At 74.0% G+C, this 21,032-nt stretch carries 21 protein-coding genes; 14 read left to right on the plus strand and 7 right to left on the minus strand.

Annotated features, from left to right (window positions below):
* The first annotated feature begins 6 nt into the window (after positions 1–6).
* From ABD126_RS20080 to tsaE, 4 genes are read left to right on the plus strand one after another with little or no spacing between them, the layout of a single operon-like run.
* Positions 7–1,407 carry an NAD(P)H-hydrate dehydratase gene (locus tag ABD126_RS20080; RefSeq protein ID WP_343935388.1) on the plus strand — a complete coding sequence of 467 codons (1,401 nt, stop codon included), beginning with the start codon at positions 7–9 and terminating at the stop codon, positions 1,405–1,407.
* A gap of 45 nt (positions 1,408–1,452) precedes the next feature.
* Entirely contained in the window at positions 1,453–2,553 is a 1,101-nt protein-coding gene (gene alr / locus ABD126_RS20085; RefSeq protein WP_343935389.1) for an alanine racemase, read from the plus strand.
* Positions 2,550–3,653: an alpha/beta fold hydrolase gene (locus ABD126_RS20090; RefSeq protein WP_343935390.1), complete on the plus strand. Its 1,104-nt coding sequence runs from the start codon at positions 2,550–2,552 to the stop codon at positions 3,651–3,653. Before alr ends, ABD126_RS20090 begins: the two co-directional genes overlap by 4 nt.
* Positions 3,650–4,099, plus strand: a complete 450-nt coding sequence (gene tsaE / locus ABD126_RS20095) for a tRNA (adenosine(37)-N6)-threonylcarbamoyltransferase complex ATPase subunit type 1 TsaE (protein ID WP_425542849.1) — start codon at positions 3,650–3,652, stop codon at positions 4,097–4,099. The genes ABD126_RS20090 and tsaE overlap by 4 nt, the downstream gene beginning before the upstream one ends.
* On the opposite strand, the gene ABD126_RS20100 is transcribed toward tsaE, so the two are convergent.
* Positions 4,096–5,310: a carboxyl transferase domain-containing protein gene (locus ABD126_RS20100; protein ID WP_343935392.1), complete on the minus strand. Its 1,215-nt coding sequence runs from the start codon at positions 5,308–5,310 to the stop codon at positions 4,096–4,098. The genes tsaE and ABD126_RS20100 overlap by 4 nt on opposite strands.
* A complete protein-coding gene (locus tag ABD126_RS20105) occupies positions 5,307–6,632 on the minus strand; it encodes an acyl-CoA synthetase (RefSeq protein ID WP_343935393.1) in 1,326 nt (441 codons plus the stop codon). Before ABD126_RS20105 ends, ABD126_RS20100 begins: the two co-directional genes overlap by 4 nt.
* A gap of 81 nt (positions 6,633–6,713) precedes the next feature.
* Between ABD126_RS20105 and ABD126_RS20110 the strand changes: the two genes are divergently transcribed.
* The gene (locus tag ABD126_RS20110; RefSeq protein ID WP_343935394.1) at positions 6,714–6,875 is read left to right on the plus strand and encodes a hypothetical protein; all 162 of its coding nucleotides are present in this window, start codon (positions 6,714–6,716) and stop codon (positions 6,873–6,875) included.
* Between the two features lie 172 nt (positions 6,876–7,047).
* Here the strand turns inward: ABD126_RS20110 and ABD126_RS20115 are convergent, their stop codons facing one another.
* Positions 7,048–7,356: a thioredoxin family protein gene (locus ABD126_RS20115; RefSeq protein WP_343935395.1), complete on the minus strand. Its 309-nt coding sequence runs from the start codon at positions 7,354–7,356 to the stop codon at positions 7,048–7,050.
* On the minus strand, positions 7,344–7,715 hold the full coding sequence (locus ABD126_RS20120) for a MerR family transcriptional regulator (RefSeq protein ID WP_343935396.1): 372 nt from the start codon (positions 7,713–7,715) through the stop codon (positions 7,344–7,346). The genes ABD126_RS20115 and ABD126_RS20120 overlap by 13 nt, the downstream gene beginning before the upstream one ends.
* A gap of 83 nt (positions 7,716–7,798) precedes the next feature.
* On the opposite strand from ABD126_RS20120, the gene tsaB reads away from it, so the two are divergent.
* The 3 genes from tsaB to tsaD are packed head-to-tail and all read left to right on the plus strand — an operon-like array spanning position 7,799 to position 9,970.
* On the plus strand, positions 7,799–8,470 hold the full coding sequence (gene tsaB / locus ABD126_RS20125) for a tRNA (adenosine(37)-N6)-threonylcarbamoyltransferase complex dimerization subunit type 1 TsaB (protein ID WP_343935397.1): 672 nt from the start codon (positions 7,799–7,801) through the stop codon (positions 8,468–8,470).
* Positions 8,467–8,925: a ribosomal protein S18-alanine N-acetyltransferase gene (gene rimI / locus ABD126_RS20130; RefSeq protein ID WP_343935398.1), complete on the plus strand. Its 459-nt coding sequence runs from the start codon at positions 8,467–8,469 to the stop codon at positions 8,923–8,925. The genes tsaB and rimI overlap by 4 nt, the downstream gene beginning before the upstream one ends.
* Positions 8,918–9,970 (plus strand): tRNA (adenosine(37)-N6)-threonylcarbamoyltransferase complex transferase subunit TsaD, encoded by a 1,053-nt coding sequence (gene tsaD, locus ABD126_RS20135; RefSeq protein WP_343935400.1) that lies wholly within the window; start codon positions 8,918–8,920, stop codon positions 9,968–9,970. Before rimI ends, tsaD begins: the two co-directional genes overlap by 8 nt.
* Positions 9,971–10,018: 48 nt before the next feature.
* On the opposite strand, the gene ABD126_RS20140 is transcribed toward tsaD, so the two are convergent.
* Entirely contained in the window at positions 10,019–12,934 is a 2,916-nt protein-coding gene (locus ABD126_RS20140; protein ID WP_343935401.1) for an ATP-binding protein, read from the minus strand.
* Between the two features lie 85 nt (positions 12,935–13,019).
* Between ABD126_RS20140 and ABD126_RS20145 the strand changes: the two genes are divergently transcribed.
* Positions 13,020–13,883, plus strand: a complete 864-nt coding sequence (locus ABD126_RS20145; protein WP_343935402.1) for an NAD(P)-dependent oxidoreductase — start codon at positions 13,020–13,022, stop codon at positions 13,881–13,883.
* Here the strand turns inward: ABD126_RS20145 and ABD126_RS20150 are convergent.
* A complete protein-coding gene (locus tag ABD126_RS20150) occupies positions 13,880–15,385 on the minus strand; it encodes an alkaline phosphatase D family protein (RefSeq protein ID WP_343935403.1) in 1,506 nt (501 codons plus the stop codon). The genes ABD126_RS20145 and ABD126_RS20150 overlap by 4 nt on opposite strands.
* A gap of 278 nt (positions 15,386–15,663) precedes the next feature.
* Here ABD126_RS20150 and groES point away from each other — a divergent pair, with 278 nt between their 5' ends.
* Positions 15,664–15,957 (plus strand): co-chaperone GroES, encoded by a 294-nt coding sequence (groES, locus tag ABD126_RS20155; protein ID WP_158844728.1) that lies wholly within the window; start codon positions 15,664–15,666, stop codon positions 15,955–15,957.
* Positions 15,958–16,048: 91 nt separating this feature from the next.
* On the plus strand, positions 16,049–17,671 hold the full coding sequence (gene groL, locus ABD126_RS20160; RefSeq protein ID WP_343935404.1) for a chaperonin GroEL: 1,623 nt from the start codon (positions 16,049–16,051) through the stop codon (positions 17,669–17,671).
* A gap of 159 nt (positions 17,672–17,830) precedes the next feature.
* Here groL and ABD126_RS20165 read toward each other — a convergent pair whose 3' ends face one another.
* Complete coding sequence (locus tag ABD126_RS20165) at positions 17,831–18,127, minus strand: WhiB family transcriptional regulator (RefSeq protein ID WP_343935405.1); 297 nt, start codon at positions 18,125–18,127, stop codon at positions 17,831–17,833.
* A gap of 281 nt (positions 18,128–18,408) precedes the next feature.
* On the opposite strand from ABD126_RS20165, the gene ABD126_RS20170 reads away from it, so the two are divergent.
* The 3 genes from ABD126_RS20170 (at position 18,409) to ABD126_RS20180 (ending at position 20,940) form a co-directional block, all read left to right on the plus strand.
* Positions 18,409–19,338, plus strand: a complete 930-nt coding sequence (locus tag ABD126_RS20170) for a MerR family transcriptional regulator (protein ID WP_343935406.1) — start codon at positions 18,409–18,411, stop codon at positions 19,336–19,338.
* Between the two features lie 19 nt (positions 19,339–19,357).
* Complete coding sequence (locus ABD126_RS20175; protein ID WP_343935407.1) at positions 19,358–20,263, plus strand: hypothetical protein; 906 nt, start codon at positions 19,358–19,360, stop codon at positions 20,261–20,263.
* An 80-nt stretch (positions 20,264–20,343) separates the two neighbouring features.
* The gene (locus tag ABD126_RS20180) at positions 20,344–20,940 is read left to right on the plus strand and encodes a response regulator transcription factor (RefSeq protein ID WP_015805222.1); all 597 of its coding nucleotides are present in this window, start codon (positions 20,344–20,346) and stop codon (positions 20,938–20,940) included.
* Positions 20,941–21,032: the final 92 nt, after the last annotated feature.

Genomic DNA, 21,032 nt, shown 5'->3' on the forward strand with positions numbered 1-21,032 from the left:
CCCGCTATGCGGGGACTGTGGACCACGGGACGGGTCAGGGCGGCCGAGGAGCGGGTCATGGCGCGGGTGCCCGAAGGGGCGCTCATGCGGCGGGCCGCGTTCGGGGTCGCGACGGTGGCGCTGGAGCACCTGGCCGGGCGGCGGCGGGTCGGGCTGCTGGTCGGGGCGGGCGGCAACGGCGGCGACGCGCTGTGGGCGGGCTACTACCTGCGCCGGCGCGGGGTCGCCGTGTCCGCGGTGCTGCTCGACCCGCCCAAGGCGCACGCCGCCGGCCTGGCCGCGTTCCGGCGGGTCGGCGGCCGGGTCGTCGACCGGCTCACCGACGTGGACCTGGTGGTCGACGGCATCGTGGGGCTGTCCGCGCGGGGCCCGCTGCGGCCGGCCGCCGCCGAGCACGTGGCGCACCTCGACGCGCCCGTGCTGTCGGTGGACCTGCCCAGCGGCGTCGACCCCGACACCGGCGCGGCGCACGGCCCGCACGTCCGGCCCGCGGTCACGGTCACGTTCGGGTGCCTCAAGCCCGTGCACGCGCTGGCCGACTGCGGCGAGGTGCGGCTGGTGGACATCGGCCTGGGCCCCGAGCTGGCCGGCCCGGACCTGCTCGAACTCGAAGTCGAAGACGTCGGCGAGGCGTGGCCCGTGCCGGGTCCCGCCGACGACAAGTACACGCAGGGCGTGACCGGTGTCGCGGCCGGTTCGGCGACCTACCCCGGCGCGGCCGTGCTGGCCACCGGCGCGGCGCTGCTGGCCACCTCCGGCATGGTCCGGTACGCGGGCGCGGCGGCGGAGGGCGTGCGGGCGCGGTGGCCCGAGGCGATCTGCACCGGGTCGATCACCGACGCCGGCCGCGTGCAGTCGTGGGTGGTCGGGCCGGGCCTGGGCACCGGGCTGGGCGCGGAGGCCGTGCTGCGGACCGTGCTGGAGGCGGGCGTGCCGGTGTGCGCGGACGCGGACGCCATCACCATGCTCGCCAACAACCCCGACCTGTGGGACGCGCGCGACCCGGACACCCCGCTCGTGCTGACCCCGCACGACCGCGAGTACGAGCGCCTGGCAGGCGGGGTCGGCGACGACCGGGTGGCGGCGGCGAGGCGCGCGGCGGACAAGTTCAACGCGGTGGTCCTGCTCAAGGGCCACACCACGGTCATGGCCGCCCCGGACGGCCGCGTCCTGGTCAACCGCGCCCGCACGTCCTGGGCCGCCACGGCGGGCTCCGGCGACGTCCTGTCGGGCCTGGTCGGCGCGCTCCTGGCGGCCGGCCTGGACCCGCTCCTGGCGGCGGGCTGCGCGGCCCGCGTGCACGTCCTGGCGGCGGAACTGGCCGCGGACGGGGCGCCGATCCCGGCGACCTCCCTCCTCGCCGCCGTCCCCGACGCGATCCGCGCCGTCCGCCCGCCGACCTCCTGACCCCGACCGGCCGCGACCGCCCCCTGTGTCACCATGAACGGTGTTATGGCTGCTCCTCGCGCTGAGGTCGTGATCGACCTCGACAACCTCCGGCACAACGTCGCGCTCCTGGCCGGCCGCGCGCCCGCCGCCGCGACCATGGCCGTCGTCAAGGCGGACGGGTACGGGCACGGCGCGGTCGAGGTGGCGAGAGCGGCCCTGGAGGCGGGGGCGACCTGGCTCGGCTCGTGCTCCCTGGCCGAGGCGCTCGCGCTGCGCGGCGCGGGCATCACGGCCCCCACCCTCGCGTGGCTGGACCCGCCCGGCACCGACTACGCGCCCGGCGTCGAGCAGGACGTCGACCTCTCGGTGGCGAGCATCCGGCAGTTGGACGAGATCGCGGACGCCGCCCGGCGCGCGGGCCGGACCGCCCGCGTCCACCTCAAGATCGACACCGGCCTGTCCCGCAACGGCTGCCCGCCCGACGTGTGGCCCGCCCTGGTGGACAAGGCCGCCGCCACGCCCGAGGTCCGCGTGGTCGCCGTCTGGTCGCACCTGGCGTGCGCCGACGAGATCGGCCACCCGGCCACCGACGCCCAGGCCGAGCGGTTCGACGACGCCTACCGCGCCGCCGTGGCCGCGGGCCTGGACCCGATGCGGCACCTGGCCAACTCGGCCGCCCTGCTCACCCGTCCCGACCTGCACTTCGACCTGGTCCGGCCGGGCATCGCGGTCTACGGGCTCAACCCCGTGCCGGAGCCGTTCGACCTGCGCCCGGTCATGACGTTCCGCTCCACGGTCGCGCTGACCAAGCGCATCGCGGCCGGCGAGTCGGTCTCCTACGGCCTGACCTGGACCGCCAAGGCCGACACCACGCTGGCCCTGGTGCCGGTCGGCTACGCGGACGGCGTGCCGCGCGCCCTGTCCAACCGCATGCGCGTCCTGCTCGCCGGCGCGCGGCGTCCCGTGGTGGGGCGGGTGTGCATGGACCAGGTCGTGGTGGACTGCGGCGACGACCCCGTGGCCGAGGGGGACGAGGTGGTGCTGTTCGGCACCGGCGCGCACGGCGAGCCGACCGCGCGCGAGTGGGCCGACACCACCGGGACCATCGACTACGAGATCGTCACCGGCATGTACCGGCCGCGCGTGGCGAGGACGTACCGGTGAACACGCTGTGGAAGGCTGTCGGCTGGGCGGGCGGCGTGCTCGGCGCGGCGGCGACGGGCGTCGCGGTCGGCGTGGCGGCCAACCACAAGAAGGTCGCCAAGGACCGCCGACAGGACGACCCGCTCGCCGACGAACCCCTGGGCGAGCTGACCCCGAACCGCGAGTCCACGGTCGCCGCCGACGACGGCGTGCCCCTCTCGGTGGAGGAGGTCGACCCCGAGGACGGCGGCACGCCGGACCTCACCGTCGTCCTGGTGCACGGCTTCGCCCTGGACCGCCGCTGCTGGCACTTCCAACGCCGTGACCTGGCCAGGCTCACCGAACCCCGGGTCCGCCAGGTCCTCTACGACCAGCGCGGCCACGGCCGCTCGGGCCGCGGGAAGGCCGCGTCCAGCACCATCGACCAGTGCGCCCGCGACCTCGACGAGGTGCTCCGAGCGGTGGTCCCCGAGGGCCCGGTCGTCCTGGTCGGCCACTCCATGGGCGGCATGACGATCATGGCCCTCGCCGAGCAGCAACCCGAGCTGTTCGCCGACCGCGTCCGGGGCGTGGCCCTGGTCGGCACGGCGGCCGGCGCGGTCGGCGGCGCGGGCCTGCCCAAGAGCGTGCTGTCCCGCTACAACCCGGTGACCCTCGGCGTGGGGCGGCTGGCCGGCCTCCAGCCGGGCCTCGTGGAGTGGGTCCGCCGCCGCGCGAACACCCTCACGTGGAGCGGCATCCGGGCGCTGGCCTTCGGCGACCGGGGGACCAGCGCGTCCCTGGTCGACCTGATGGAGCAGATGATCGGCGGGACCACCGTGCAGGTCCTCACGGAGTTCCTGGAGACTCTGGGCACGCACAACAGGTACAAGGCGCTGGCCGGTCTGCGGCACTGCGAGGTCCTCGTGATCAGCGGTGACGCCGACAAGCTGACGCCGTTCTCGCACGCCGAGCGGATGGCCGAGGAGATGCCGCACGGCGAACTGGTCCGCGTCCCGGGTGCGGGCCACATGGTGATGATGGAACAGCCCGACCCGGTGACGGGACACCTGGTGGGCCTGGTTCGGCGCAGCGCGGTCGAACGGTCGGAAAGCAGGCGGCGGTGGTGGCGACGAGCGTGACCCTCCCCAGGGTGGAGGACACGGAGGAGTTCGGGCGCAGGCTCGGCGAACTGGTGCGCGGCGGCGACCTGCTGCTGCTGGCCGGCCCCCTCGGGGCGGGCAAGACAGCGCTGGTGCGCGGCCTGGCGAACGGCCTGGGCGTGACCGGCCGGGTCAGCTCGCCGACGTTCGTCATCGCCCGCGTGCACGAACCCGCGCCGGAGGGCCGGGGCGTGCCGCTGGTGCACGTGGACGCGTACCGCCTGGGCGGGCACCTGGACGAGCTGGACGACCTCGACCTGGACACCGACCTGGTGGACGCGGTGGTGGCCGTCGAGTGGGGCGAGGGCGTGGCCGAACGCCTCTCCGAGGACCACCTGCTCATCCGCCTGGAACGCCACGACGACGACGTCCGCACGGCCCACCTGGAGCCCCACGGCTCCTGGACCACCCGCGAACTGCCCTAAGCCTCGGCGATCCCGCGCACGACCCCCAGCCGGACCAGGTCCTGCGGGCGCAGCATCAGGTCGTCGGCCAGCTCCCGCACGTCCGCGCGCTTGAGGATCGCGGCGGCGAGTTCGGGCGCGATCACGGAGAAGTAGGCGTCGGGGGCGATCCAGGTGTGGTCGGGCGAGGACAGCGCCAGCGCCCCGCCGGACCCGCCCTCGCCGACCACCAGGGTCGTGATCGGCACCCGCGCCTGCGCCACCACCGCGAACAACTCGGCGATCGCCGCCCCGACCCCGGCCCGTTCGGCGGCGGCGTCGTTGGCCGCGCCGGGCGTGTCCACCAGGGTCAGCACCGGCAGCGCGAGCCGCCCGGCCAACCGGATGACCCGGCTCGCGGTCCGGAACCCGGCGGGCGTGGTGGCGGTGCCGGTCTGGGCGACGTAGGCGACGGACCGCCCGTGCCGCCGGCCGATCCCGCACAGCAACCCGGGATCGACCCCGCCGGCCCGGTCGCCGCTCAACGCCACCCGGTGGTCGAAGTAGTCGTCCAGGTACGCCGCCGCCCGGGGCCGCTCGGGCGCACGCGCGCGTTCGACGGCGCTCCACCCGTCCTCGGGCAGGTCGGTCGCCCCCAACGCCCGGGGCACCTCGGCCGGCACCGCGCCGCCGCCGGTCAGCAGCCCCAGCAGCCGCCCGACCACCTCGTCCACGTCGCCCTCGGCGACGACCACGTCCACCGTGCCGGCCGCGAACTGGCCCTCGGCGGTGTAGGCCGGGTCGTCACCGGGCCGCACCCGGCTGCCCGCGAACCCGACCTGCGCGCCCGCGACCCCGACCACCACGTCCGCGCCCGCACCCAGCGACGCCCACAGCCCACCGGTCGTGGGGTTCCGGAGCACGGACACGTGCGGCAACCCCGCCTCCCGGTGCACCGCGCACAGCCGCGCCACCCGTTGGAGCTGCCGCAACGACAGCATCCCCTCCTGCATCCGGCTGCCACCGGTGGCGATCACCGACACCACCGGCAACCCCCACGCCAGCGCCTCGCCGAACGCCTCCTCCAGCACCGCCCCGGTGGCCGTGCCGACCGACCCGCCCAGGAACCGGAAGTCGAACGTGATCACGACGGCGTCCGCGCCCCGCCGCCACGACACGGACTCCGCCCCGCCGGTCCGCTCCCGCGCCCGGCGCAGCTGGTCGTCGTAGCCGGGCCAGCCGAGCGGGTTCACCGCAGCTCCCGCTTCAGGACCTTGCCCATGTCGTTGCGCGGCAACGACTCCACGAACCGGACCACGCGGGGCCGCTTGTGCGGCGTCAGCAGCCTCGCCACGTGGTCGGCCAGCTCGTCGCCCGTCGCCGGCGCCCCGGTCGACACGACCCAGGCCACCACCCGCTCGCCCAGGTCGTCGTCGGGTTCCCCGGTCACGGCCACCTCGGCCACGCCGGGGTGTTCCAGCAGGGCGTTCTCGATCTCGCCGGCCCCGATCTTGTACCCGCCGCTCTTGATCAGGTCGGTGGCGCGCCGCCCGACGATCCGCAGGTACCCGTCCGGCTCGACCACGGCGAGGTCACCCGTCCGGAACCACCCGTCCGTGAACGCCTCGCGGGTGGCGTCGGGCCGGTTGAGGTACTCCAGGAACAGGTTCGGGCCGCGCACCTCGATCTCGCCCGGCTCGTCCCCGACCACCCGCACCTCGACCCCGTCCAGCGGCGGCCCGACCGTGCCCGGCCGCCGGTCCCCGGACGCCCGGACGCTGGTGTTCATCAACGTCTCCGTCATGCCGTACCGCTCGACCACCCGCTGCCCGGTGAGCCGTTCGAGCTGCTCGTGGACGGTGGCCGGCAGCGCCGCCGACCCGGACACCAGCAACCGGGCCCGCGCGAACGCCGCCGCGTGCTTGGGCGCCTGCGCGATCCGGTGGTACATCGTGGGGACGCCGAACATCATCGTGCCGACCGACGCCATCGCCTCGGCCGCCTTCTCGACGGTGAAGCTCCCCAGGTGGCGCACCGTCCCGCCGCGCCGCAACGGCCCGAGGACGCCGATGCCCAGCCCGTGCACGTGGAACAGGGGGAGGCCGTGCACGACGACGTCCTCGGCGGTCCACTCCCACGCCTGCGCGAGCGCGTCGAGGTTCGACGCCAACGCCCGCCGGGGCAGCACCACGCCCTTGGGCGGCCCGGTGGTCCCGGAGGTGTAGACGATCAGCGCGGGGGCTTCGGCGTCGGGTTCGGGCAACGGCACCTCGACCCCGGACGGCAGCTCGTCGTCCACCACGAGGTCCGGCTCGCTGTCCCCGAGGATGTGCGCCAGTTCCCGCTCACCCACCTTGGGGTTCAGCGGCACCACGGGCACCCCGGCCAACAACGCGCCGACCACCACCACGCACGTCCGCACGTCGGCCCGCGCCCACACGGCGATCCGCCGCTTCCCCACCAGCCCGTACGCCACCTGCCGGGCTTGAGCGGCCAGTTCGGCGTAGGTCAACTCGTGGTGGGGGAACCGGATGGCCACTTTGGCGGTCGGGGAGGCCAAGGCAGGCAGCAACATCCACCCACCTTGACCAAGAACCGGCCGAACCGCATCACAACTGTGCTCCGAGCCACCCCGGCTCCCGGCCGGTGCTACGACTTGATCAGGATCGACGTCTCGGTCACGAGCTTGGCGTGGGGCGGCTGCGAGGACGTCACCGGATCGTCCTCGCCGATGGTGTCCTGGCCCGGTGCGGAGGTCGTCGACCGCTGGGAGTTGCGGATCCTGTTGTTGGTGCGCTTCGCGCGGCTGTCGATCTGAAGCGGCAGACGCCAGCGCAGGTGCCAGAGCGACTGGCGAGTGTTGGTTGGATTCCCGGCGGGCTGGCCGAAAGGTCGCACCCGCCGTGGCGGTCGATCACGACTGCCTATTCGATCGGCTCAATGGCGAAGCCCCCGATCGGCTCGGGGGCTTCGCGATCATGGAACGTGTTTCAGCCGAGGTGCGGCTCCAGCCACTTCAGCAGTTGCGCCTTCGGTCGCGCCCCCACCAGTTGGGCCACCAGCTCGCCGCCCCGGTACAGCTGCAACGTCGGCATCCCCATGATCCCCAGGTCCCGCGCCGTCCGGGGGTGCGCGTCCGTGTCGATCTTCGCGAACGACACCGACTCCAGCTCGGCGTCCAGCTCCGCCAGCACCGGCTCGATCATCCGGCAGGGCGGGCACCAGGCCGCCGTGAACTCCACGAGCACCGCGTCCCCGGTGATCGCCTCCGCGAACGTCTCGTCCGTCAACGTGCGCACGGTCGACTCCTCTTCTCCGCCTCCGCCAACTGCGTGCGCACCCGGCTCCGCGCGGCCTCCAGGCGCTCGATGCACTCGTCCAGCTCGGCGAGCTTGCGCCGGTACACCGCGACCGACGCGGGACACGCGTCCCCGCTCGGGTGGCCGTCGCGCAGGCACTCGACGAACGGCCGGGTGTCCTCCAGCGCGAAACCGATGCCGGTCAGCGACCGGATCTCGGTCACCAGCCGCAGGTCGGCCTCGTCGTACTCGCGTTGCCCGTTGGCACCGCGCCGCGCCCGCAGCAGTCCCAGGGACTCGTAGTAGCGCAGCGCGCGGGTGGTCGTGCCACTCTGTCGTGCCAGTTCTCCGATGCGCACGGTGGGAGATCCTCCGCCTTGACGCCGACGTCAAGTCCAGTGTGCTTCAGCCCACGAACGCGGCACCCGTACCCTTGACGACCGTGCTAGTGCTCGCTTTGGACACCGCGACCCCCGCCGTCACCGCCGGAGTGGTCGAACTGACGCCCGACGCGCCGCCCCGCCTGCTCGCGCAGCGGGTGACGGTGAACGCCAAGGCGCACGGCGAGCTGCTCACCCCCCACCTCCAGGAGGCCCTGACCGAGGCCGGGAAGACCCTGCGCGACCTGGACGCCATCGTCTGCGGCTCGGGGCCGGGCCCGTTCACCGGGCTGCGCGTGGGCCTGGTCACCGCCGCCGCCCTGGGCCAGGCGCTCAACCGGCCGGTCTACCCGGTGCCCACCCCGGACGCCATCGCGCTGGACGCGAACACCGGCCACCCGCTCCTGGTGGCCACGGACGCGCGCCGCAAGGAGGTCTACTGGGCCGCCTACGACGCCGCCGGTCGCCGCACCGACGGCCCGCACGTGGACAAGCCGGCGGACGTCCTCGACAAGCTCCCGGCGGTCACCGCGGCGGCCGGCGAGGGCGCGCGGATCTACGCCGACGTGCTCGGCCTGCCCGTGGTGGACGTCCGGTACCCGTCGCCGACCTCCCTGGTCGCCGCCGCCGCGGGCGAACTGCTCGCCGGCGCCCGCCCCGCCGCGCTCACCCCGCTCTACCTGCGCCGACCGGACGCCGTCGAACCGGTCGGCCGCAAGAGGGTGACGAGATGACCCCGCGCACGGTCACCATCGCGCCGCTGCGCCACGAGGACGCGGCCCGCTGCGCCGAGATCGAGCGGGACCTGTTCCCCGGCGACGACCCGTGGAGCGAGAACGCGTTCCACAGCGAACTCGACCACGGCAACTTCTACGTCGGCGCGTACTGGGACGACCGGCTCATCGGCTACGCGGGCCTGGCCCTCACCGACTTCGAGTCGAGCGTCCACACCATCGCCGTGGAGCGCGCCCACCAGGGTTCCGGCGTCGGCAAGACCCTCCTGCGCACCATCCTGGCCAAGGCCGACGAACTGGGCCTGCCGGTGTTCCTGGAGGTCCGCACGGACAACGTGCCCGCGATCTCGCTCTACCTGGCGCACGGCTTCGAGCACCTCGGCCTGCGCCGCCGCTACTACCAGCCGTCGGGCGCCGACGCGTACACGATGGGAAGGCCCGCGAACCGTGACTGACCGGCTCATCCTCGGCATCGAGAGCTCGTGCGACGAGACGGGCGTCGGCATCGTCCGCCTCGGCCCGGACGGCGTGCTGGAACTGCTCGCCGACGAGGTCGCCTCCAGCGTGGAGGAGCACGCGCGCTTCGGCGGCGTGGTCCCGGAGGTGGCGTCGCGCGCCCACCTGGAGGCGATGGTGCCCACCATGCGCCGCGCCGTGGAGAAGGCCGGGATCGAGCTGTCCGACGTGCACTCGATCGCCGTCACCGCGGGTCCGGGCCTGGCCGGGGCGCTGCTGGTGGGCGTCAGCGCCGCCAAGGCCTACGCCGCCGCGCTCGACAAGCCGCTCTACGGCGTCAACCACCTCGCCGGGCACGTCGCCGCCGACACCCTCCAGCACGGCCCGCTGCCCGAGCGGTGCGTCGCGCTGCTGGTCTCCGGCGGCCACTCCCAGCTGCTGCTGGTCGAAGGGCTGGCGGAGAGGATCACCGAGATCGGCTCCACCGTGGACGACGCCGCCGGCGAGGCCTACGACAAGGTCGCCCGCCTGCTCGACCTGCCCTACCCGGGCGGCCCGCCCATCGACAGGCTCGCCAAGCGGGGCAACGGCTGCGCGATCGCGTTCCCGCGCGGCCTGACCGGTCCGCGCGACGCCAAGTACGACTTCTCGTTCTCCGGCCTGAAGACGTCGGTCGCCCGGTGGGTGGAGAAGCGGGAGCGCGCCGGCGAGGAGATCCCGCTGGCCGACGTGGCGGCGTCGTTCCAGGAGGCCGTGGCCGACGTGCTGACCATGAAGGCCGTCCGGGCGTGCAAGGACCTCGGCGTGGACACCCTGGTGATCTCCGGCGGGGTCGCGGCGAACTCGCGGCTGTCCGGCCTGGCGGCCGAGCGCTGCGCGGAGGCGGGCATCGAGCTGCGCGTGCCCCGTCCCCGGCTGTGCACCGACAACGGCGCGATGATCGCCGCGCTCGGCGCGCACCTGGTGGCCGCCGGCGCGAAGCCGTCGCCGCTGGACCTGTCGACCGTGCCCGGCCTACCCGTCGGCACGGTGCAGATCTTCTGACGCCCGGTCGGGGCGGCTGCGCCGGGCCTGTCGGCGACCACGCCCGGATCAGCCCTCGACCAGCCCTTCCTTGAACGCCAACCGGAACCGCTCGTCGCCCAGCGCCGCGCGGGCGGCGGCGGTGATCCGGTCCACGTCGTGGCGCTCACCATCCGGCAGCGGCAACCCGACCGACTGCCGGTGGGCCGCCGCGACGCCGAGCAGCCGCGCGGCCTCCTCGTGCCGGCCGGCCAGCGCCTCCGCCCCCGCCAACCCCTCGCAGGCCAGCGCCACCGCGCGCGGGTCGCCGACCCGGCGGGCCAGGTCGAGCCCGGCGCGTTGCAGCCGCAGCGCCCCCTCGACGTCGCCCCGCTGCTCGGCGACGAACCCCTGCTCGGCCAGCACCAGCGTCGCCCCGGCCTCGAACCCGGCCCGCCGGTGCCAGTCGTGCAGCCGCGCCAGCAGCCGGTCCGCCTCGGCCAGGTCCCCGGACCGCCGCGCGACCAGCGCGAGCCCGGTCTCCGCGTACATCTCGCCGGGGGAGAAGCCCTGGTCGGCGGCGATCCGCCGGGCCTGCTCGTGCAGCGCGCGGGACTCCGCGAAGTCCCCGGTCAGCAGGGCCACCCGGCCCAGCCAGGACAGCGTGTAGGACACCTCCGGCCACGAGCGCAGCTCCCGGGCCAGCTCCAGCCCCTGTCGGTGCACGCGCGCCGCTGTGTCGTAGTCGCCGCGCAGCTGCGCCAGCGTGCCCAGGGCGAACGACGCCTGGAGCCGGCCCCACCGGTCGCCCAGCGCGGTGAACGCCCGGTCGGCTCGTTCGGCGGCGTCCCGCGCGGTGTCGAAGTCGCCGCGGCCCATGGCCTGGCTGAACCGGTCCGACAGCGCGGCGGCCACGCCCCACTCGTCGCCGCGCGCGACGAACTCCGCCAGCGCCGAGTCCGTGAGCCGCTCGCCGGCGACCATGTCCCCGACGGTGGAGAACACGTACCCGAGGAACCACCGCGCCCGCGGGTCGGCGACGTGCCCCGGGTCCCGCACCGGCCCGCCGGCCAGCACCGAGAACCCCAGCCGCCACGGGCCGTCCAGCGCGTCCCGGGCCTCCCGGACCCGCCCGCGCAGGAACCAGTACCAGGCCAACGCCCGCGCCGCGCCGGCGTCGCCCTCGACGGCGGCCCGCAGGTTCGCGGCGTCGGCGTCCAGCCGCGCCAGCCACCGCAGCTGGTCGGGGCCGCGCAGCTCGGGGTCCGCCCGTTCGGCCAACGCCCGGTAGTGGGCGGCGTGCCGGGCGCGGACGGCGGCCGGTTCACCCGCCTCGACCAGCCGTTCCCGCCCGTAGTCGGCGACCGACTCCAGCAACCGGTAGCGCACCCGGTCGCCGGGCACCACTACGACCAGCGACCGGTCGACCAGCCGGCTCAGGCTCTCCAGCACGTCGTCCACGCCGTCGCCCGCGCAGATCGCCTCGGCGGCCTCCAGGTCGCACCCCTCGACCACGACCGCCAACCGCCGCAGCACGGCCCGTTCGGCGGGTTCGAGCAGGTCCCAGCTCCAGTCGATCATGGCCCGCAGCGTCCGCTGGCGCTCCGGCGCGTCCCGCGGACCGCCGGACAGCACCCGGAACCGGTCGTCCAACCGCTCCAGCAGCCCGTCCACGCCGAGCGCCCGCACGCGGGTCGCGGCCAGTTCCAGCGCCAGCGGCAACCCGTCGAGCCGCGCGCAGATCCGCTCGACCACGGCCCGGTTGTCGGCCGTCACGGCGAACCCGGGCACCGCCGCCGAGACCCGTTCGCCGAACAGCCGGACCGCGTCGGGCGGCTCCAGCGGCGGCACCACCCAGACGGTCTCCCCGGCGATCCCCAACGGCTCCTGGCTGGTGGCCAGCACCCGCAACCCGGGCGCGGCCCGCAACAACCGCGACACCAGCCCGGCGACCGCCCCCACCAGCCGCTCGCAGTTGTCCAGCACCAGCAGGGCCTCCCGGCCGCGGAACGCCTCGGCGATCCGGTCGACGAGCGGGCCGGACATGCCCGGCGACACCTCCTCCCGCACCCCCACCACCGCCGCGACCGCCCCGGCCACCCGCTCGCCCGCGACGCGGTCCAGGCCGGCCAGCTCCACCAGCCACACCCCGTCGGCCACCGCCCCCTCCAACGACCGCGCCACCTCCACCGCGAGGCTCGTCTTGCCCACCCCGCCCGGCCCGGTCAGCGTCACCAGCCGCGCCGACCCCAGCAGCCCCGCCACCGCGGCCACCGCCCCGGAGCGCCCCACCAGCGACGTCACCGGCGCGGGCAGGTTCGTGCGCGGCCTGGTCACCTCGTGCCGCAGCAGCGCCTGGTGCAGCTCCACCAGCTCCGGGCCCGGCGCGAGCCCCTGCTCCTCGGCCAGCAGCCGCCGGTAGGCGGCGAAGCTCTCCAGCGCCCGCACCTGGTGCCCGCCCAGGTACAGCGACCGCATGTGCAGCCCCCGCAACCGTTCCCGCAGCGGGTGCCGCGCCACCTCCTCCTCCAACGACACCGGCCGCCCGGCCCCGAGCAGGGCCTGCGCGCGGTCCTCCACGACGGTCAGCCGCTCCTCCGCGACCCGCGCGGCGAACCCCACGGCGAACGGCTCCGACGCGAACTCCGCCAACGGCTCACCGCGCCACAGCGCCAACGCGTCGTCGTGCGCGCCCGCCGCCACCAGCTCCCGGAACTCGACCACGTCAAGCCACGAGTACCGCACCGCGTACCCCGGCGGCTGCCACACCACCACGTCCCGACCCAGCGCCTTGCGCAGCGCGGACACCTTGGTCTGCAACGTGTTGCCCGGGTTGCCCGGCGGGTGCGCGCCCCACAGCGCCGCGCCCAGCGCGTCCACCGGGACCGGCCGGCCCTCGGCGACCAGCAGCCGCGCGAGCAGCGCCCGCACCTTCGCCTCCGGCACCCGCACCGGGGTCCCGTCCGCCGTCCACACCGCCAGGGGTCCCAGCACGCCGAATCGCACGACCTGGAGTCAACCAGCAGTGGACCCGCAGCGAACCCGCAGCGCCCGCCGACAACCTGGTCCCACCGACGAACGAAGGAGCGACATGAGCACGCCGCTGACCCTGATCGGCCTCGGCCCCATGGGGCAGGCCATGGTCCGCAAGTTCCTGGCCGCCGGCCACCGGGTCACCGTCTGGAACCGCACCGCGAGCCGCGCCGACGCGCTGGTCGAGCAGGGCGCCACCCGCGCCGACACCCCGCAGGCGGCGGTCGACGCGTCCCGGCTGGTCCTGCTCAGCCTGACCGACTACGCCGCCATGCACGACATCCTCGGCGACGTCGAGCTGGCCGGGAAGACCGTCGTCAACCTCAGCTCCGACACCCCGGACCAGACCCTGAAGGCCGCCGCGTGGCTGGCCGAGCGGGGCGCGGAACTGGTGGTGGGCGGGGTGATGGTGCCCGCGCCGTTGGTCGGCGAGGAGGGCGCGTACGTCTTCTACAGCGGCCCCAAGGACGTCTTCGAGGCGCACGAGGACGTGCTGGCGGTCATCGGCCGGCCGGACTACCTGGGCGAGGACCACTCCCTGGCGCAGCTGTTCTACCAGGCGCAACTCGACTACTTCCTGACCGCGCTGGCCGGCGTCCTGCACAGCATCGCGCTGGTCAAGACCGCCGGCGTCCCGGCCGCGAAGTTCGCCCCGTACCTGCGGGACAACCTGAACTCGATCTCGATGTACCTGGACGAGACCGTCCGGCACCTCGACTCGGGCGAGTACCCGGGCGACGCGGCGAACATCCTGATGATGGGCGCGACCGCCGACCACATCGTGGGCGCCAGCGAGTCCACCGGGCTGGACGCCGGGCTGCCGAAGGCGGTCCAGTCGCTCTACCGGCGCGGCATCGAGGCCGGGCGCGGCAGGGAGAGCTGGACCGCCCTCTACGAGGTGATCAAGGGTAAGGAGAACTAAACAGCGTTAAGGCCGGGGTTGCGGTCCTCCACCACGAACGACTTCAGGGTGGTGGCCGCGGCCCCGGGCGTCCGCACGGCGGACAGGGTCCGGAAGTCCGCCCGCATCTCCCGCGCGGTGAACCGGGTGCGGACGTACCCGCGGCGGCGGCTGTGCAGCTTGATGTGCGGGTTGAGCCGGAGCTGGGTCTGGTCGACGGTGTCGTTGCCGTCGCCGCCGGAGGTGACGGACGTGCAGACCAGCTCGGTGCCGACGGTCCGCGACGACGCCGGGTCGTTCCAGTCGGCCTTGATGTCGGCGGCGTAGTGGGCGTGCACGTCACCGGTCAGCACGACGGTGTTGCGCACGCCCGCCTCGACCCACCCGCGGGTGATCCGGTCGCGCGAGGCCAGGTAGCCGTCCCAGCCGTCCATCGACACCTCCTCGACCGGGCCGTCCTTGCGGTCGCGCTCGGCGAAGAAGACCTGCTGGCCCAGGACGTCCCAGCGGGCGCGGGAGCGGCGGAACCCGTCCAGCAGCCACGCCTCCTGCTCCGCGCCGGTGATGGTGCGGGTCGGGTCGCCGGCCTCGGCGCAGGTCTTCCAGCCGTCGCCGCACGCCTGGTCGTCGCGGTACTGGCGGGTGTCGAGCATGTGGAAGTTGGCCAGCGCGCCCCACTGGACGCGGCGGTAGAGCTGCAGGTCGATCCCGTTCGGGCGGGCGGACCGGCGCAGCGGCATGTTCTCGTAGTAGGCCTGGAACGCCGCCGCGCGCCGGTCGGCGAAGTTCGGGTCGGGCTGCTCGGGCACCTCGTCGGCCCAGTTGTTCTCGATCTCGTGGTCGTCCCAGACGAGCAGCCACGGCGCGGTGGCGTGGGCGAACTGGAGGTCCGCGTCGGTCTTGTACTGGGCGTGGCGCAACCGGTAGTCGGCGAGCGTGCGGGTCTCGGGGCCGACGACGGTGCGCACGTCGGCGGCCTTGGCCGCGTACTCGTACTGGTAGTCGCCCAGGTGCAGGACCAGGTCCGGGTGGTCCTCGGCGAGGCGGCGGTAGGCGGTGAAGTAGCCCTCGCCGTAGTGGGCGCAGGAGGCGAAGCACATCGTGAGGTCCTGCACCTCCCACGGCGCGGGGGCGGTGCGGGTCCGGCCGACGGGCGAGATGTGGTCGCCGGCCTTGAACCGGTAGAAGTACTCGGCGCCGGGGCGCAGGCCGAAGGGTTCGACGTGCACGCTGTGGGCGCTGTCCGGCCGGGCGACCTGCGTGCCGCGCCGCACGATCCGCCGGAAGCCCTGGTCCTCGGAGATCTCCCAGTGCACCGGGACGACCCGGTTGGGCATGCCGCCCAGGCCGTCCTCGTTCAGCGGGTTCGGGGCGAGGCGCGTCCACAGCACGACGCCGTCCGGCCGCGGGTCGCCGCTGGCCACGCCGAGGGTGAAGGGGTCGCCGAGCTTGGGGAAGCCGGCCCCGGCCGTGGCCAGGGCGACACCGCCGATGAGCAGGGTTCGTCGCGTCACGGTGTTCATGCGGCAGACCGTCCGCCACGGCGGTGGCATCCAGGTGAACACCGCCATTCGCCGAGACGACACTCCCGTGAGCGCCGTCCCCCGCCGAGCCGCGCCCGCGGGTCGATCCCCGGCAGTCCCCACCGACGAGTGACGGGGGTCGTTGAAGCGTTGGCACTCGCGTGGGTAGAGTGCTAGACGCACGGCACCAGCAACCGCCCCGACCCCCGCGACGGCGGGGTGGCAGGAGCCGTAAACGCAACCTGCCAACGCTTTCGACGACCGTGGAGGTCAGCCCGGTGAGCGTGAACATCAAGCCGCTCGAGGACAAGATCGTCGTCCAGGCCAGCGAGGCCGAGACCACGACCGCTTCCGGCCTCGTGATCCCGGACACCGCGAAGGAGAAGCCCCAGGAGGGCAAGGTCCTCGCGGTCGGTCCCGGCCGGATCGACGACAAGGGCAACCGCATCCCCGTGGACGTGGCTGTCGGCGACGTCGTCATCTACTCCAAGTACGGCGGCACCGAGGTCAAGTACAACGGCGAGGAGTACCTGATCCTCTCCGCCCGCGACGTGCTGGCCGTCATCAACTGACGTTCCGGCCGGACACGTGGAGAACGCCCCGGCGGCCTCGGAGAACCGGGGACACCCCCGGGGCGTTCCGCGCATCTGAGAGAGGCTAGGTATGGCCAAGCAGATCAGCTTCGACGAGGACGCTCGTCGGGCTCTTGAGCGCGGCGTGAACAAGCTGGCGGACACGGTCAAGGTGACCCTGGGTCCGCGCGGCCGGCACGTGGTGCTCGACAAGAAGTTCGGTGGGCCGACGGTCACCAACGACGGTGTGACCATCGCCCGCGAGATCGAGCTGGAAGACGCCTTCGAGAACCTGGGCGCGCAGCTGGCCAAGAGCGTGGCCACGAAGACCAACGACGTGGCCGGCGACGGCACCACGACCGCGACCGTCCTGGCCCAGGCCATGGTGCGGGTCGGTCTGCGCAACGTCGCCGCGGGCGCCAACCCGACGTCGCTGGGCCGCGGCATCCAGGCCGCCGCCGACGCCGTCGTGGACGCCCTCAAGGCCAAGGCCACCCCGGTCAAGGGCCGCGACAACATCGCACAGGTCGGCACCGTCTCCTCGCGCGACGCGTCGATCGGCAACCTGCTCGGCGAAGCCATCGAGAAGGTCGGCGAGGACGGTGTGATCACCGTCGAGGAGTCCTCGACGCTGGCCACCGAGCTGCAGATCACCGAGGGCGTCCAGTTCGACAAGGGCTACATCTCGGCGCACTTCGCGACCGACCTCGAAGCCCAGGAGGCCGTGTTCGAGGACGCGCGCATCCTGCTGCACCGCGAGAAGATCAGCGCCCTGGCCGACCTGCTCCCGCTGCTGGAGAAGGTGGCGGAGGCCGGCAAGCCGCTGGTCATCGTGGCCGAGGACGTCGAGGGCGAGGCGCTGTCCACCCTGGTGGTCAACGCCCTGCGCAAGACGCTGCGCGTGGTCGCGGTCAAGGCCCCGTACTTCGGCGACCGCCGCAAGGCGTTCCTGGACGACCTCGCCGTCGTCACGGGCGCCACGGTGATCTCCGCCGAGGTCGGCCTGAAGCTGGCCGAGGCCGGGCTGGACGTGCTGGGTTCCGCGCGGCGGGTCGTGGTGTCCAAGGACGACACGACCATCGTCGACGGCGCCGGTGCCAAGGCCGACGTGGCCGCCCGCGCGGAGCAGCTGCGCCGCGAGATCGAGGCGACCGACTCCGACTGGGACCGCGAGAAGCTGCAGGAGCGGCTGGCGAAGCTGTCCGGCGGCATCGCGGTGATCAAGGTCGGCGCGGCCACCGAGACCGAGCTGAAGGAGCGCAAGCACCGCATCGAGGACGCGGTGGCGGCGACCAAGGCGGCGGTCGAGGAGGGCATCGTCCCCGGCGGCGGTTCCGCGCTCGTGCACGCCGCCAAGGTGCTGGACGGCGGTCTGGGCCTGTCCGGCGACGAGGCGACCGGCGTCGCGATCGTGCGCGAGGCCCTGGGCTCGGCCCTGTTCTGGATCGCGGCCAACGCGGGCCTGGAGGGCGCCGTGGTGGTCAACAAGGTCCGCGAGCAGGACTGGGGCTACGGCCTCAACGCGGCTTCGCTGACCTACGGCGACCTGCTGGAGGCCGGGATCATCGACCCGGTGAAGGTCACCCGCTCCGCCGTGGCGAACGCCGCGTCGATCGCGCGCATGGTGCTCACCACCGAGAGCGCGGTCGTGGAGAAGAAGGAAGAGGAGCCCGCCGCGGCCGGTCACGGCCACGGTCACGGCCACGGCCACTGAGCCGGACCGCTCGACGCTCGCTCACGAGGGGGCGGCACCCACCACGGGTGCCGCCCCCTCGCGTGGAGGTCGGCCGTCAGCTCGTCTCCCGGACATGGCGGAGGGGGCGGCGTGCGGAGCGCCGCCCCCTCCTGCCGGAGGTGGTCTTCCCGGCTCGCGTCAGGCCATCGCGGGCTGGCGCTTGCGGGCCTTGATGATGCTGTCCCGCTCGGACTCCGAGAGACCACCCCAGATCCCGTAGGGCTCCTGCACCGCCAGCGCGTGGCGCCGGCACATCTCCAGCACGGGACACGACAGGCACACGGCTTTGGCCCGTGCCTCCCGCCGCGCCCGCGCCGGACCGCGTTCACCGTCCGGGTGGAAGAAGAACGCGCTGTCCATCCCGCGGCACGAGCCGCGCATCTGCCAGTCCCACAGGTCGGCGTTGGGACCGGGAAGCCTTCGGGTGTCCGCCATCGAGACCGCCTCCTTGGCCCACTGACGAGAACTGCTCCATTCGGCTTAACGATGATCCACCGTAGAACCGCGCCAAAACTTGTTCAAGGGGGTTGGCCGCACAAATGCGCAATTCATTCGATGGGTGATCAGCGGAGGTCACCCCCGGAGTTGCCCGTGACGTCAGGTGAACGGACGATGTCAGCGTGATGACGCCCCCCGAGCCCGCCGCGGCGCCGCTCGACGACGCCCAGGAAACCGTTGCGGCAGAAGACGATCCTGCGCATTCGGTGCCCCTGTCGGTGGCCGCGGTCGCACGGCGGCTGGGCGTCGCGCCGGCCACGCTGCGCACCTGGGACCGGCGGTACGGCCTCGGACCCAGTGATCACACCACCGGGCGACACCGCAAGTACGCACCACACGACGTGGCCCGGCTCGAACTGATGCAACGGGCCCTGCTGCGGGGCGCGTCGAGCGCCGAGGCGGCCAAGTACGCCCTCGCCACGCCCGTCCCGCAGCCCCGGCTGGTCCGCCGGACCGCCGCCCCGCCGCCCCTGCTGACCGGCGGCGAGTTCGACACCGGCTCACCGCCCGCCGGCGGGCGCGGGCTCAAGCTGCCGGGCGCGAGCCGGCTGGCGCGCGGGGTCGGCCGGGCGGCGCTGGCGATGGACTCGGCCGCCGTCCAGGTGCTGCTCGCGGACTCGATCGCGCAGGACGGCGTGGTCGCGACCTGGGACGACGTGGTCCGCCCGGTCCTCGCCGCCATCGCCGCGCGCTGGGAGCACTCGGGCGCCGGCGTCGAGGTGTCGCACCTGTTGGACGAGTGCGTGCTGGCCGCGATGGTCCGCGCGACCCCGATCGTCGCCGAACCGCGCAACCACCGGCCGGTGCTGCTCGCGTGCATGCCGGAGGAACGGCACAACCTGCCGCTGTACCCGCTGGCCGCGGAGCTGGCCCGGCGCGGGATCGACGTCCGTCAGCTCGGCGCGGCCCTCCCGCTGGACGCCCTCGCCAACGCGGTGAGGCGGACCGCGCCCGCCGCCGTGGTGCTGTGGGCGCAGCTGCCGCGTTACGCCGATCCGGGTGTCGTGACGGCCCTGCCCCGGACCCGGCAGCAGGTGCGGCTGTTCGTCGGGGGGCCGGGCTGGGAGCGCGGGGTCGTGCCGTCGCCCGCGGAGCGGATCAACGGCCTGGCCGAGGCGGCGGACGCCGTGGAGCGGGCGGTGTGCTGACCCTGCCTACAGTGGCCGGGTGGACGAGCTGCGAGCTGCGGCGTTCGGCGACCGACCGGGCGCGGACGTGTGGTGGGCGCTGACCGGGACGCCGCGCGAGCGGTGGCTGGCGGCGGTCGCGCTCGGCGGCCGGGGGCACTACGCGGCTGCGGCCACCGCGCTGGGCGCGCTCCTCCGGTCCGGTGATCACTTGATCGTCTCCCTGGCGGCCTCCACCCTGGCCTCCCACCGCCGCCAACTGGGTGGCCACACCGCCGCCCGCCCACTGGACGCCCTGGCCCTGACCGCCGCCGGTCACATCGAAACCACTACCACCGACCCCGACGGCGTCGATCCCGCCGGTGCGCGGGCCGACGCGCTCCTGGGCCTGGCCGCCGACGCCCTGGGAGCCGGCCGCACCGACGAGGCCCGCCGCCTCCACGCCCGCGTCACCCCCTACTCCTGGCGCACCCGCGTCCGCCACGGCTGGGTCGCCGCCGAGATCGAGCTGGGCAGCGGTCACGCGCAGCGAGCGGTGGGGCCCGCTGAGACCGCGCTCCGGCACGCCGAAGCCGCCGGCGCGACGCGACACGTCCTCAAGTCCAAGCTCGTCCTGGGGACCGCGTTAGTGGTGTGGGGGACACCCGAAAGCGTCGATCGGGGCGTCCGCCTGCTACAGTGTGACCTAAATCACACCAACTACCACGGTCTCTCCTCGTTGATCTGGCCGACGGCGCTCGTGCTCCTGACCGGCCCGGTAGTCCGCAATAGTGCGGAGACCGCAGAGCTCCGGGAAACCGCCGCCAACGCTCTGAGCTGCGTGTTACGGAGAGCTGATCCGATCAGCCGACGAATCGCCGCCTCCTCGCCGTGGGTCCCGGCATCGCTGCTCCGTTCCGGGGAACCCCCGAACGCAGACGCTGAGACGAACTTCTTGACGGATTAAGCACCGGATCGTGTCAAGGTTCCGCCCCTAGCGTCCGATAGGGGAAGTGGAACGTCACTCGGCTGCAGGAAGGAGTCCCCGTGACCACGGTCCTTATTTGCGACGACCGGCGCAGTGTGCGGGAGGGTCTCACCCGCGTGATGTCGGCTGTCCCCGGGGTTAGCCGCATCGACTGCGTAGCGCACGGTGACGAGTTGTTGGCGCGTTTCTCCCGGCAGCCGGTCGACGTGGTGCTGGTGGGAACCCAGCGCGCCGTCCCGACCGGGGTCGAAGCGACCCGGCGACTCGTCTCGGCCAACCCGCAGGCAAACGTCATCGTCTTCGGGGCGCCCGACGACGCGGGGAGCATCGCCGCCGCCATCGCCGGCGGCGCCCGCGGCTACCTCCGCTGGGACGCCTCGCGCCCCGAGCTGGTGGCCGCGCTCGCCCACACCCTCGCGAGCACGTCCGTGCCCGCGCCGCGCCAGCCGTCCGACCCGGGGGTCCAGCTCACCGAGCGGGAGCTCCAGGTGCTGCGCGGCATGAGCCAGGGCAAGTCCAACGGGCAGATCGGCCGCGAGCTGTACCTGTCCGAGGACACCGTCAAGACCCACGCGCGCCGGCTGTTCCGCAAGCTCGGCGTCCGCGACCGCGCGCAGGCCGTCGCGCACGGCTTCCGCCGCGGCCTGGTGTCCTAGGACGCCGGGACTCCCTCCCTCGCCGATTCGACTGATTCGGCCCGGTGACGTCACCGTCGCCGGGCCGGCTCGTTGTCAGGGCGTGTCGGCAG

It is taken from the genome of Saccharothrix mutabilis subsp. mutabilis (assembly GCF_039521145.1).
Taxonomy (GTDB): domain Bacteria; phylum Actinomycetota; class Actinomycetes; order Mycobacteriales; family Pseudonocardiaceae; genus Actinosynnema; species Actinosynnema mutabilis.

Excerpts from the sequence above, each read along its gene's own strand:
- ABD126_RS20080 (WP_343935388.1), top strand. The coding sequence starts at position 7 with ATGCGGGGACTGTGGACCACGGGACGGGTCAGGGCGGCCGAGGAGCGG.
- alr (WP_343935389.1), top strand. The coding sequence starts at position 1,453 with ATGGCTGCTCCTCGCGCTGAGGTCGTGATCGACCTCGACAACCTCCGG.
- ABD126_RS20105 (WP_343935393.1), bottom strand. The coding sequence starts at position 6,632 with ATGTTGCTGCCTGCCTTGGCCTCCCCGACCGCCAAAGTGGCCATCCGG.
- rimI (WP_343935398.1), top strand. The coding sequence starts at position 8,467 with ATGACCCCGCGCACGGTCACCATCGCGCCGCTGCGCCACGAGGACGCG.
- ABD126_RS20145 (WP_343935402.1), top strand. The coding sequence starts at position 13,020 with ATGAGCACGCCGCTGACCCTGATCGGCCTCGGCCCCATGGGGCAGGCC.
- ABD126_RS20150 (WP_343935403.1), bottom strand. The coding sequence starts at position 15,385 with ATGAACACCGTGACGCGACGAACCCTGCTCATCGGCGGTGTCGCCCTG.
- groL (WP_343935404.1), top strand. The coding sequence starts at position 16,049 with ATGGCCAAGCAGATCAGCTTCGACGAGGACGCTCGTCGGGCTCTTGAG.
- ABD126_RS20165 (WP_343935405.1), bottom strand. The coding sequence starts at position 18,127 with ATGGCGGACACCCGAAGGCTTCCCGGTCCCAACGCCGACCTGTGGGAC.